This window comes from Frigoribacterium sp. VKM Ac-2836 (assembly GCF_013248995.1).
Lineage (GTDB): Bacteria > Actinomycetota > Actinomycetes > Actinomycetales > Microbacteriaceae > Frigoribacterium.
On sequence record NZ_JABRPK010000002.1, the window covers coordinates 624,763 to 637,147 of the forward strand.

Annotated in this window: 10 protein-coding genes; 5 read left to right on the top strand and 5 right to left on the bottom strand. The window is 72.6% G+C overall.

The features are described from left to right. Nucleotides 1-36: 36 nt before the first annotated feature. Nucleotides 37-867: a copper homeostasis protein CutC gene (locus HRF36_RS09285; RefSeq protein ID WP_173209122.1), complete on the bottom strand. Its 831-nt coding sequence runs from the start codon at nt 865-867 to the stop codon at nt 37-39. Between the two features lie 150 nt (nt 868-1,017). Here HRF36_RS09285 and HRF36_RS09290 point away from each other — a divergent pair, with 150 nt between their 5' ends. After that, on the top strand, nt 1,018-2,769 hold the full coding sequence (locus HRF36_RS09290) for an AMP-binding protein (protein ID WP_173209124.1): 1,752 nt from the start codon (nt 1,018-1,020) through the stop codon (nt 2,767-2,769). Nucleotides 2,770-2,836: 67 nt separating this feature from the next. Here the strand turns inward: HRF36_RS09290 and HRF36_RS09295 are convergent, their stop codons facing one another. The 4 genes from HRF36_RS09295 to HRF36_RS09310 all read right to left on the bottom strand — a co-directional run bounded on the left by HRF36_RS09295 (nt 2,837) and on the right by HRF36_RS09310 (nt 6,005). Continuing rightward, nucleotides 2,837-4,111 carry an N-acetylglucosamine-6-phosphate deacetylase gene (locus HRF36_RS09295; RefSeq protein WP_254281169.1) on the bottom strand — a complete coding sequence of 425 codons (1,275 nt, stop codon included), beginning with the start codon at nt 4,109-4,111 and terminating at the stop codon, nt 2,837-2,839. Beyond that, nucleotides 4,108-4,503, bottom strand: coding sequence for a YrdB family protein (locus HRF36_RS09300; RefSeq protein WP_371740100.1), 396 nt, complete (start codon nt 4,501-4,503; stop codon nt 4,108-4,110). Before HRF36_RS09300 ends, HRF36_RS09295 begins: the two co-directional genes overlap by 4 nt. Before the next feature lie 157 nt (nt 4,504-4,660). Further along, a complete protein-coding gene (purU, locus tag HRF36_RS09305) occupies nt 4,661-5,548 on the bottom strand; it encodes a formyltetrahydrofolate deformylase (protein ID WP_173209128.1) in 888 nt (295 codons plus the stop codon). A 40-nt stretch (nt 5,549-5,588) separates the two neighbouring features. After that, a complete protein-coding gene (locus HRF36_RS09310; protein WP_173209130.1) occupies nt 5,589-6,005 on the bottom strand; it encodes a DUF1304 domain-containing protein in 417 nt (138 codons plus the stop codon). Between the two features lie 160 nt (nt 6,006-6,165). On the opposite strand from HRF36_RS09310, the gene HRF36_RS16310 reads away from it, so the two are divergent. From HRF36_RS16310 to HRF36_RS09330, 4 genes are all read left to right on the top strand, one after another. Next, entirely contained in the window at nt 6,166-8,385 is a 2,220-nt protein-coding gene (locus tag HRF36_RS16310; RefSeq protein ID WP_173209132.1) for a cell wall-binding repeat-containing protein, read from the top strand. Nucleotides 8,386-8,489: 104 nt separating this feature from the next. Continuing rightward, nucleotides 8,490-9,518, top strand: a complete 1,029-nt coding sequence (locus tag HRF36_RS09320; protein WP_173209134.1) for a LacI family DNA-binding transcriptional regulator — start codon at nt 8,490-8,492, stop codon at nt 9,516-9,518. A 208-nt stretch (nt 9,519-9,726) separates the two neighbouring features. Then, nucleotides 9,727-10,959 carry a hypothetical protein gene (locus HRF36_RS09325; RefSeq protein ID WP_173209136.1) on the top strand — a complete coding sequence of 411 codons (1,233 nt, stop codon included), beginning with the start codon at nt 9,727-9,729 and terminating at the stop codon, nt 10,957-10,959. A 37-nt stretch (nt 10,960-10,996) separates the two neighbouring features. Next, a complete protein-coding gene (locus HRF36_RS09330; protein WP_173209138.1) occupies nt 10,997-12,298 on the top strand; it encodes a sugar ABC transporter substrate-binding protein in 1,302 nt (433 codons plus the stop codon). Nucleotides 12,299-12,385: the final 87 nt, after the last annotated feature.

The following is a 12,385-nucleotide window of genomic DNA, read 5'->3' on the forward strand; positions in this document are numbered from 1 at the left end:
CGACGCGTCGCTCCGGTGTCGTGGTCGGCCGAGGGATCAGGCCCCGTCGAGCGCGCGACGGGCCGCCCGGACCAGCTCGGGGTCGGTCACGAACCACGAGTCGGTCGACGCCTCGGTGCCGAGCGACACGGTCGACTCCGGGCGGGACGAGGAGGCGCGCACGGCCTGCGCCCGCTTCGCCGACAGGTGCACGGCGTCGACCCGCGCGGCCACGAGTGCCGGGACGTCACCCAGCTGCACCCCGCCCCCGGCCATCACCTGGACGTCGCCGGCGACCTCGACCAGGCGCGGCAGCACCCCCGAGGCCAGGCCCGCCCCGACCGTGGACGCCCCGCCCGAGGTCAGCACCCGCGTGACGCCGATCCCCGAGAGGGCCGCGACGGCCGCCACCGGGTCGGCCGCGCGATCGACGGCCCGGTGCACGGTGATCTCGAGCGCCGACACCCCAGGACGTGGCCGAGACGCCTCGGCGTCGAGCGCGGCCTCGACGAACCAGCGGAGGGCGTCGACGTCGAGCGAGCCGTCGTCGCGCAGCGCACCGACGACGACGCCGGCCACGCCCGATCGCACCAACGCCCTGATCTCGCGCACCATGACGTCGAGGTCGTCCGCGTCGTAGACGAAGCCGCCGGGCCGGCTCCGCACCAGCGCGTGCACGGGCACCCCGGTCGCGACGACCGCCTCGACCAATCCCTGCGACGGGGTGACGCCGCCGAGCTCGAGGGCGCTGCAGAGCTCGACGCGGTCGGCTCCGCCGTCGCGGGCCGTGACGGCCCCGGCGGCACTCGTCACCGCGATCTCGAGGGCGGGCCTCGCCGGGACGGACTCGGCTGCGGATGAGGAGGCGCGGGTCGCGTCATTCGTCATGTCACGACCCTAGGCGAGCGGCTCCCCCGCCCCCGTCCCGCGAGATGTCACGACTTGCCGCTCATGTTCATAGGTGAGCGGCAAGTCGTGACATCTCGAGCGGCCCGCCCCATGCCGGGCCCGGCATGGGGCGGGGTGCATGATGGCGGGATGTCCGACGTACCCGCATCCGCCGACGCACCCGACGAGTCCCCGGCCACCGCCGCCTACCGGGCGGCCCGCGACCACCTGCTGGGGCTCGGTCACGACCTCGACCGGGCGAGCGACGAGTTCCGCTGGCCGGACGTCGGTGACCACTTCAACTGGGCGACCGACTGGTTCGACGTCATCGCGCACGGTAACGACCGCACGGCCCTGTGGATCGTGGAGGAGGACGGCTCCGAGCAGAGGGTGTCGTTCGACGACATGCGTCGGCGCAGCGACCAGGTCGCCGCGTGGTTGCACGACCTGGGCGTGGCGAAGGGCGACCACGTGATGCTCATGCTCGGCAACCAGGTCGAGCTCTGGGAGGCCATGCTCGCCGTGATGAAGGTGGGCGCGGTCATCCTGCCGACGTCGACCGTGCTCGGCAGTGCCGACCTCGCCGACCGCATCGAGCGGGGGCTCGTGCGTCACGTGATCGCCAACGCGGCCGACGCCGCGGCGTTCGCGGGGGTCGAGGGCGTCGAGGCCGTCACGCGGATCGCCGTCGTCCCCGGGGGCGAGGCGACCCCCACGGGCTGGACGTCGTTCGGGGACTCGCACCGCGCCTCCTGGACTCGCCCCGAGGTCGCGACCGCGACCGAGGACGCCTGTCTCGTCTACTTCACCTCGGGCACGACGAGCAAGCCCAAGATGGTCGTGCACTCGCACGCGTCGTACCCGGTGGGCCACCTCACGACGACGTACTGGTTGGGGGTGCGTCCGGGCGACGTGCACATGACGATCTCGTCGCCCGGGTGGGGCAAGCACGCGTGGAGCTGCTTCTTCGCGCCGTGGACCGCCGAGTCCACCGTCTTCGTCTACAACTACGGACGCTTCCGCCCGGCCGAGCTGCGTGACCAGCTCGAACGGGCCGAGGTCACCTCGTTCTGCGCACCGCCGACGGTGTGGCGCATGCTGATCCAGTCCTCGCTCGGTTCGCGACCGAGCGCCCTTCGCGAGGCGCTGTCGGCCGGCGAACCGCTGAACCCCGAGGTGATCGGGCGGGTGCAGCAGGGCTGGGGGCTCGACATCCGCGACGGCTACGGGCAGACCGAGACGACCGCCATCGTCGCGAACGCCCCCGGCGGCACGATCAAGGCCGGGTCGATGGGGCGGGCCCTGCCCGGCGTCGAGGTCGTGCTCGTCGACCCGGTCACCGGAGCCGTCGGCGACGAGGGCGAGGTCTGCCTCGACCTGACGACGCGGCCCGTCAACCTGATGACCGGCTACCTCGGCGACGCCGCCCGCACCGAGTCGTCGATGCGCGACGGGTTGTTCCACACCGGTGACGTGGCGGTACGCGACGCCGAGGGCATGATCACCTTCGTCGGCCGCACCGACGACGTCTTCAAGTCGTCGGACTACAAGGTCTCGCCGTTCGAGGTCGAGAGCATGTTGATCGAGCACCCGGCCGTCGCCGAGTCCGCGGTCGTGCCGGCTCCCGACGACACCCGGTTGAACATCGTCAAGGCCTACGTGACCCTGGCCGAGGGATGGGCGCCCGACGCCGAGACGGCGCGGGCCGTCCTGGCGCACGCGCGCGTCTCGCTGCCCGCCTACGAGCGGGTGCGGCGCGTCGAGTTCGCCGAGTTGCCCAAGACGATCTCGGGCAAGATCCGACGGGTCGAACTGCGCGAGCGCGAGGAGGCGCTGGCCCGGTCGGGCGAGCGGGCTGCGGCCGAGTGGCGCGACGCGGACTTCCCCGAGCTGAAGGGGTAGGGCCGCTCGGACGCTCGAGACGTCACGACGTGCCCGCCGAGCCCGGGCCGGGGCCGGGCCTGCCGGGTCAGGGGCGGGGCAGTTCGCGGCCGTCGGCCCAGACCCGGGCGACGGTCCAGTCGTCGTGCCACGTCACGGCGTCGGCGGCGTACCCCGGTGCCAGGCGCCCGAGCGGCGGCCGGGCCCCGGTGCCCGGTGCCCGGCGCCCGAGCACCGTGGCCGGCACCAGCGTCAGCGCCGCGACGGCGTCGACGGCCGAGAGCCCGGTCCGCGTGAGGGCGGTGCGGAGTGCGGCGTCCTGCGTCAGGGTCGACCCCGCGATCGTCGACGTGCCCGTGAGCGTGGCCACGCCGTGGTCGACCGTCACCGCCAGTTCGCCGATGCGGTAGTCGCCATCGGCGGCCCCGGCCGCGGCCATGGCGTCGGTGATCAGGGCGACCCGGCGCGGGGCCGAGCGCAGCACGAGGTCGGCCACGGCCGGGTGGACGTGCACCCCGTCGAGGATCAGCTCGATCGTCACGCGCTCGTCGCCGACCGCCGCGACGAGTGGCCCCGGGTCGCGGTGGTGGATGCCGTTCATTGCGTTGAACGCGTGCGTCACGAGCGAGGCGCCCCGGTCGAAGGCCGCGCGGGCCAGGTCGAAGTCGGCCTCGGTGTGTCCGACGGCGGCGACCACGCCCGAGGTCACGAGTCGGTCGATCGCGTCGAGTCCGCCGGGCAGCTCCGGCGCGATGGTGACCTGCCGCACGATGCCGTCGCCGGCCTCGAGCAGGCTCTCGACCGTGGCCGCGTCGGGTTCGAGCAAGAAGTGCGGGGCGTGGGCTCCTCGTCGGTCCGGGGCCAGGAACGGCCCCTCGAGGTGCGCCCCGAGCACGAGTGGGTCACGGCGCATCAGGTCGCCGACCAGCCCGAGCGACCGGGACAGCACCGGCACCGGGTTCGCGACCAGGCTCACCAACGACCGGGTCGTGCCGTGCCGTCGGTGCAGGGCGAGACCCGCGTCGAGGTCGTCGGGCCCGCCATCGAAGGCGTGCCCACCGCCGCCGTGCGTGTGCAGGTCGATCAGCCCCGGGGTGAGCGTCGCGCCCGCGAGGTCGACCGTGACCTCCGCCGGGGGCGGCACCGCGCCTCCTGCGGTCGGGTCGTCGGTCGCACCCCGCGTCGACGTCGCCGAGGAGGCGCGGGTCGCGTCGACCCCGCCCCTCACCCCGCCCGCGGCGCGCGACCCCGGCACGGTGGCACCGGTGGCGACGATGAGGTCGCCGTCGACGAGCATCCAGAAGCCGTCGACCTCGCCGTCGGCGTCGACCTTGCGGGCGTTCGTGAAGAGCGTGGTGGTCATCGGCGGGCCTCCCGGCGGTTCTCACGACGGAAGGCCAGGACGCCCGTGACGCCGGCCAGGAAGGCGAAGGCCACGGCGACCACCGGATGGCCGAGCATGGCCCAGGCGGCGACGACGGCCCCCATGATCGCGATCTCGACCAGGGCCTTGCCGACGGCGTCGGTGGCGATCGGGGCGCGCGGCGAGCGGAACAGGCCCCAGACGACGATCGCGAAGAGGGGCGCGCCGATCATGAAGGCCAGCGACGGGAACGGGAACGGCCACGCGAGGTAGCCCCAGAAGCCGAGGCTGAGGAACGCGAAGATCAGCGTGACGAACCGGACGACGTCGAGGGCGGCGACCGGACCGCCACGGGCCGGGACGGGGGAGGGGGCACGGTCGGTCGGAGTCACCCGCCCAGAGTACGGCCCGGGGTGTGCCATGCGGCAGCCTCTGATCCGGTACGTACCGGATCGAGCTGCGACGTGGCGAGTGGGCAGCAACTGCTCTTCAGGGGGCCGGGGGCAGCATCGTCTGCCCGCTCGGTGGCGGGTGCGGGGTAGGGCGGGGCTAGCGGAAGACGATGGTGCGGGCGCCGTCGAGCAGCACCCGGTCTTCGGCGAACCAGCGGACGGCCTGGGTCAGGGTGCGGCTCTCTTCGTCCTGCCCGATGGCCATCAGCTCGGGCGCGCTGCGGGTGTGGTCGACCCGCACGACGTTCTGCTCGATGATCGGCCCCTCGTCGAGGTCGCTCGTGACGAAGTGCGCCGTGGCGCCGATCAGCTTCACGCCGCGAGCGTGCGCCTGACGATACGGATTCGCGCCCTTGAAACCGGGCAGGAACGAGTGGTGGATGTTGATCGCCCGCCCCTCGAGGGCAGCACAGAGCTCGGGGCTGAGGATCTGCATGTAGCGCGCCAGCACGACCAGCTCGATGTCGTACCGGTCGACGACCTGCAGCACCCGCGCCTCGAACGCCGCCTTGGACTCGGGGTCGGTGACGGGGTGGTGCTCGAACCGCTTGCCGTAGAACTCGGCGAGACCCGAGAGGTCGTCGTGGTTGGCCAGGATCAGCGGCACCTCGATCGGCAGGTGCCCGGCCCGCTGCCGGAACAGCAGGTCGTTGACGCAGTGGGCCGCCTTGCTCGCGAGGACGAGCGTCCGGGTCGGGCGGCCGACCACGTCGAGCTTCGCCTGGACGTCGTAGTGCGCGAGCACGGGGGCCAGCGCCGCTTCGAACGCGTCGCGCTCGCCGGGTGCCTCGACCTGCAGGCGCATGAAGAACGTGCCGGTGTCGTGGCTCGAGAACTGCGCCGACTCGGTGATGTTGCCGCCGGCCTGCACGACGGCGCCGCTGATCGCGTGCACGATGCCCGGCTGGTCCTGGCAGACGAGTGTCAACGTCCAGTGCGTCGTCGAGGAGGCGGGAACGGAGGAGGCGCGGGTGGCGTCGGTCACCCGCCCAGGCTAGTGCGGTCGACGAGAGAGGACGGGCAGGTCAGTACGACGAGACGAGCAACGTGACGAGGGCCACGAGCGGCAGGACTCCCTGCGTGAGGGCGGCACGGGTCTTCGTGCGGTCCGAGAGCAACAGCACGAGCGCGGCGGCCAGCATCGACCCCGTGCCGACGACGACGAGTGCGTTGCCCGACGGGGACGCCTCGAAGGCGCTGCCCGCGCCTCCGACCCCACCGGCCACGATCAGGCCGACGCCGACGATCGTGACGACCGCGAGGAACAGGTTGTAGAACCCCTGATTGAAGGCGAGACCCTTCGTGTGCTCGGCCTGGACGTCGCTGGTGATGCCGAAGGTCGCGCGGACGCGCGGTGTCGGCCAGAGCAACGACTCCATGACGAAGATGTAGACGTGCAGGAGGGCAGCGAGCGAGGCCGCGACGAGCGAGACGATGAGCATGCCCCGACCCTAGGGGGCCATGCCCGGGGACGGTGCGCCGGACACGTGTCCGCGGCCCCGTTCGGGGTCGTTCCGGTGGGATCTCGGCGTCCGCTACTCTGACGACCGTTCACGTCACCTGCGAGCCGATCGGTCTCGTCCCGATCGCTCTGGAGCACCCGTGCCGTCGTCTGCTCGTCGTTCGTGGGTCGGCGCCCTCGCCGTCGCCCTCGCCGCCGTCCTGTTCGTCCCCGTGGCCACCGTCGCGGCGACGCCCACCGCGACCCTGCAGGGGACCGTGACCCTCGAGGGTGGCGGGGCCGCCTCGGGGTACGTGACGGTCCAGTCGACCTCAGGGTCGGACGTCGCGACTCGACCCGTCGACGCTTCGGGTCACTATTCCGTCGTGGTCCCCACCGGGTCCTACCGGGTGCGAACGACGTACCAGGGGCGAGAGAACAACGTCGTCACGTCCTACGCCTGCGGGTCGTTCTCGATCGAGACCGCTCCCGTCGTCTCGGTGTCCGGGCCGTCGAGCCTGGACATCGTCGTGCCCAGGGGTGCCGAGGTCGTCGGGACCCTCACCGGCCGTGACGGGCGCCTCGAGACGGCTCTGATCGACATCACACGCCGAGGCGGGGCCGGCGAGGGCTTCATTCCCCGGAAGACCTTCGACCCGGCGACGCAGACCTATCGGATCGACCAGCTGCCCCCGGGCGTGTACGACCTCGTCCTGTCGAGCCACGACACCGTGGGCTCCCGTGAGAAGTACGCGTACGAGTGGCACCATGGCCTGGACGTGGCCGCAGGTGGGTCTCGTCGGGTCGACGCGGCCCTGAAGCGCACGCCCACCATCCTCGGCCGCGTGACGTCACCGGACGCCCTGCGGGACCCGTCGCGTCCCGTCGGCGACGTCACGGCCAGCCCGGCGTGGTCCCTCACCCCCGAGGAATGGCAGGTCCAGTCCGTTTCGACGCCCATCGCCGACGACGGCTCGTTCTCGGTCGCCGGTCTGACGGCGGGCCGCTGGGCGCTCTGTGCCAACCCGAACGTCGCCCAGGCCTCGCTGCGGGGTGCCTGCGGCGACGGCACGACGCCGGTCGTCGTCGAGCTGACCGCGAACCAGGTCGTCGCGGGTGTCGAGGTCGCGCTGCTCCCGGCGGGTTCGGTCGCCGGGCGGGTCGTGTCGGAGGTCGAGGACAGCAGCCCTGCGCCCGCGTGGTCGCCGGCGAGGGTCGCGGTGTTCGCGTCCGACGACCCGCGGGGTGACCCGGTGGCCGTGGTCTCGGTCGAGCAGGACGGCAGCTTTCGCGTCGACCACCTCAAGCCGGGCACCTACGTCGCTCGGATCGAGGACACGAGCTGGCGTTCGGACGCCCACGGCTGGTGGCCCGACGCACCGTCGGTCGAGTTCGCCGAGACGATCACCGTGACCGCCGGGGCCACGACCGACATGGGCACGGGAACCCTCTCGGATGACATCGCCACCGAACGGCTCGCCGGCAGCGACCGGTACGCAACGGCCGTCGAGGCCAGCCGGGCGCTCTTCCCGGCGGACTCGCCCACCGTCCCCGTCGTGTACGTGGCGAACGGCACCGGTTACGCCGACGCCCTCTCGGCCGGACCGGCGGCGGCCGCCGAGGGCGGTGGCCTTCTGATGGTCTCGCGCGACGAGGTGCCGACGGTCGTCGCCGACGAGCTGCGTCGACTGCGGCCCGACCGTGTCGTCCTGGTGGGCGGCCCCGCGGCCCTCTCGTCGAGCGTGGCGGCGCGCCTCGCCAAGATCACGGGCGTCGAGCCCGAACGCCGTGCCGGCGCGGACCGGTACGCGACGTCCCTCGAGGTCAACGAGGCGGTCTTCGGTGGAGGCGACGCGCCCGCCGAGCTGTTCCTCGCGACGGGCCGCGGGTTCGCCGACGCACTCGCCGCCGGTCCGGCAGCGGCCCACCTGGGCGGCCCGGTGCTGTTGGTCGACGGAACGGGCCCCCTCACCGCGGCGCAGACCGAGTTCGTCCGGGGCACCCCGAAGATCGACGTCGTCGGCGGGCCGGCCGCCGTCTCGGACGCGACGATCGAGGCCATGGGCCCCGTGCTGCCGGGGATCGAGGTGCGTCGACTCGGAGGAGCCGACCGTTACGCGACGGCCGCGTCGGTCAACGAGCACGCCTTCGCCACGGTCACCGACCGTGCGTACCTCGCCACCGGCTCGGGCTTCGCCGACGCACTCGGCGGTGGGGTGCTCGCCGCCGCCGACGACGCACCCTTGTACCTGACGACCGCGACCTGCGTGCCCGAGGTCACGCTGACCGACCTGTTCCGGGTGTCACCCAACATCGTCACGGTGCTGGGCGGCCGCGCGGTCGTGTCGGACGACGTGCTCGACGGGCTCCCCGCCTGCTGAGGTCGACGTCGGCCGGGGCGTCCGCACGGCGGGCCGGAGGCCTGCCGTAGCATCGTCCGGGGTCGCCGACGGGGCGCCCCAGGGCGAGGACGAGGAGGCGCGGCGTGGCAGAGCGGGTCACCATCGTCGAGGTCGCGGCCCGGGCCGGCGTCGCGATCAGCTCGGTCAGCAGCGCGCTGAACGGTCGCCCCGGCGTCTCGGAGCAGACCCGTTCGCGCATCCGCCAGGCCGCCGACGACCTCGGCTTCGTGCCCAGCGTCCGGGGGCGCAGCCTCAGCGCCAAGCGCGCCTTCACCGTCGGCCTGGTCGTGCACCGCGACCCGTTCGTGCTCGAGTCCGACCCGTTCTTCGGCAGCTTCATCGGCGGGCTCGAGTCGGTCCTCGACCCCCGCGGGTACGCCCTCATCCTGCAGATGGGGTCGGCGGCGGACGAGCCCCTCGACCGCTACCGGCGGCTCGCGGCGGGGCGTCGGGTCGACGGTGTCTTCCTGAACGAGTTGACGGTCGACGACCCGCGTGTCGACCTGGTCCGCGAGCTCGACCTGCCCGCCGTCGGGGTCAACCCGGCCGGCGACTTCCCCCTCCCCGCCGTGCGGCAGGACGACTCGGCAGGCATCGGCGAGCTCGTCCACCACCTCGTGTCGCTCGGGCACCGACGGTTCGCCCACGTCGCCGGGCCCGACCGATTCGTGCACTCGCGGCGCCGCGGAGCCGCGTGGCGGGACGCCGTCGTGGCGGCCGGACACGACTCCGGGGTCGTCGTCGCGGCCGACTTCACCTACGACGGGGGTGCCCGGGCCGCGGCTCGCCTCTTCGGGTCGGACGCACCGCAGGGCGACCGGCCCACCGCCGTCTTCTGCGCCAACGACCTGGCCGCGATCGGATTCATGACCGAGCTCGACCGGCTCGGGGTCCGCGTCCCGGAGGACGTCAGCGTGGCCGGGTTCGACGGCATCGAGCTCGGGTCGTACGTCCGCCCCGGGCTGACCACGCTGACGACGGCTCCGCGGCTGATCGGGGCCGAGGCGGCGCGCCTCCTGCTCTCGGCCGTCGAGGGCGAGACCGTCACCGACGCCGAGATCGAGCCCGCGCGCCTGCTCGTCCGCGCGTCGACGGGCCCCGCCGCCCGCTGACCCCGCGCCTGCGGCCCGGTCGTGACGGGTCGCACCGCCGACTGAACGTCGCACCGTGGATGTGCGTGGTGCGACGTTCAGTCGGCGGTGCGACAGGGATGGGTGAGGTGTAGGGGTTCCGATTGGACCGTGGTCGTGCTAGTTTCTCGATCTACCGAAACGTTTCGGTAGATGAGTGAGACCGCACACGATGAAGTGGGTGCCCCTGATGACGACCGCCACCGACACGACGAGCACCGAGGCGAGCGCCGACACCACGAGCGCCGACGCCCCGCGCGCCGACACCGGGCCCGACGCCGAGGCGGCCCGCGCCGCCTCGAAGCCGTACCTCGTCCCGCTGACCCGCGCGCGCCTCCGGACGGTGCTCGACGAGGCCCTCGTCCACCGCAACGAGCTGACCGGTGCCCTCTCGCAGGCCACGTTCTCCGACCCCGCCGCGTTCGGCCCCGCCCGCCCGGACTGGGCGGTCGGACCCTTCGCGGCCGACCCGCGCTACGCCTTCACCCTCGACGGCCAGTGGCCCGACCCCGACGGCCTCGGCTGGACGAGCGAGTCGCTCTACAACCCGAGCCTGATCGAGCACGACGGGACCCTGCACCTCTTCTACCGTGCCTCGCCCCGCAAGGAGAGCCTCGGCAGCCGCATCGGCCACGCCACCCTCGCTCTCACGTCCGAGGGCGAGCCCGCTCTCGGAGCCACCTGGGTCGACGACCCGGCCAACCCGGTCATCCGCCCGACCCTCGACGACGAGCTGTTCGGCACCGAGGACCCCAAGGTCTACCGGGCCGAGGGCCGCTTCTGGTTGTTCTACAACGGCGTCTTCCCGATCACCGAGGAGGCGCGAGCCGACTTCCCGAGTCCTGGCTACCCCGTGCAGGCGGTCGGCATCGACCTGCTGGTCGCCGTCAGCGACGACCTCGTGACCTGGCAGAAGCTCGGCCCGATCGCGGACCACGAGCAGACGCGCCTGTGGGCCAAGGGCGCCGTGATCCCCCGCGACGAGCACGGGAACGCCGTCCGACTCGGCGGCACCGGCGGCGGCACCGGCGACTACCTCATGTTCGTCAGCGAGGGGTTCGACGGCGTGCTGCACGTCGGCCGCTCGCGCGACCTGCGGCGCTGGACCTTCGACCCCGTGCCCTACCTCGACCTGTCGGGCGTCGGCGGCCACCTGCACGAGGTCGCCGCCGCGATCGTCACCGGCGACGGCCACCTCGTGCTCGACGTCTTCCACGACGTCGACGGGATCTTCGCGGCCGGTCAGGCGCTGTACGACGTCGAGCGTCCCCTCGAGCAGCTCGCCCTGACGCCGGGCGGGTCGCTCAGCTGGGGCGGCCTGCAGAAGGTCGGTGGCCGCTGGACCTTCGCCCAGGGCTGGGACGCCCCCGCCGGGCGCCGCGACCTGTACTTCTACCGAACCGCTTCCCCCACGACCCTTTAGTCACACCCGCCGCACCACCCCACCCAAGGAGAACACCGTGCAACGACGCACACGCTTCACCCGCCGCGCGACCCTCGGCGCCGCCGTCCTGGTCACCGCCCTCGGCCTGACCGCCTGCTCGGGCGGCGGCGGAGCCTCGAGCGACGCTCTCACCGCCAAGGGCCCCATCACGATCTGGTACTCGAACAACGAGCAAGAGGTCACCTGGGGCAAGGCCATGGTCGAGGCCTGGAACGCCGACCACCCGGACGAGCAGGTCAAGGGGCAGGAGATCCCCGCCGGCAAGTCGAGCGAAGAGGTCATCGGCGCCGCCATCACCGCCGGCAACGCCCCGTGCCTCGTCTACAACACGGCACCGAGCGCGGTCGGGCAGTTCCAGAAGCAGGGTGGCCTGGTCGACCTGTCGAGCTTCCCCGACGGCGCGAGCTACATCGAGAAGCGCAGCGGCGACCTCGCCGAGCAGTACCAGGACGCCGACGGCAAGTACTACCAGATGCCCTGGAAGTCGAACCCGGTGATGATCTTCTACAACAAGGACCTCTTCACGAAGGCCGGCCTCGACGCCGAGAACCCCGACCTGTCGACCTACGACGACTTCCTCGCGACGTCGAAGACCCTGGTCGACGCGGGCGTCTCGAAATACGCCATCCACCCGGCACCGACCAGCGAGTTCTTCCAGTCGCAGTTCGACTTCATGCCGCTCTATGCGGCCGAGACCGGCGGCACCGGCCTCGTCGAGGACGGCAAGGCGACCTTCGCCGACACCGCCGGCGAGGACGTCGCGACCTTCTGGCGCTCGCTCTACGAGCAGGGGCTCGCCGGCCAGGAGCAGTACACCGGCGACTCGTTCGCCGATGGCGAGGCCGCCATGTCGATCGTCGGGCCCTGGGCCGTGTCGGTCTACGAGGACGTCAACTGGGGTGCCGTGCCCGTCCCGACCAAGGACGGCACGAGCGCCGACGAGACCTACACGTTCAGCGATGCGAAGAACGTCGGCATGTACACGGCCTGCGAGAACCAGGGCACGGCCTGGGACTTCCTGAAGTTCTCGACCAGCGGCGACGAGGACCGCGCCCTTCTCGAGACGACGGGTCAGATGCCGATCCGCACCGACCTGGCCTCGACCTACGCCGACTACTTCTCGGCCAACCCGTCGTACCAGCTGTTCGGTGAGCAGGCGGCCCGCACCGTCGAGGTGCCGGCCGGCCCGAACACCGTCGCCGAGCTGCAGGCCTTCCGTGACGCCTGGTCGAGCAGCGTGATCTTCGGCAAGGGCGACGTCGAGTCGTCGCTGAAGGACGCCGCGGACAAGATCGACGAGCTCGCGGCGCAGGGCTGATCGTGTCCACCGTGCACGAGGCGGCGGCAGCGTCGCCGACCGCCGGACGAGCCGAGGAGGCGCACCGCGCCTCCTCGGGGGGTCCCG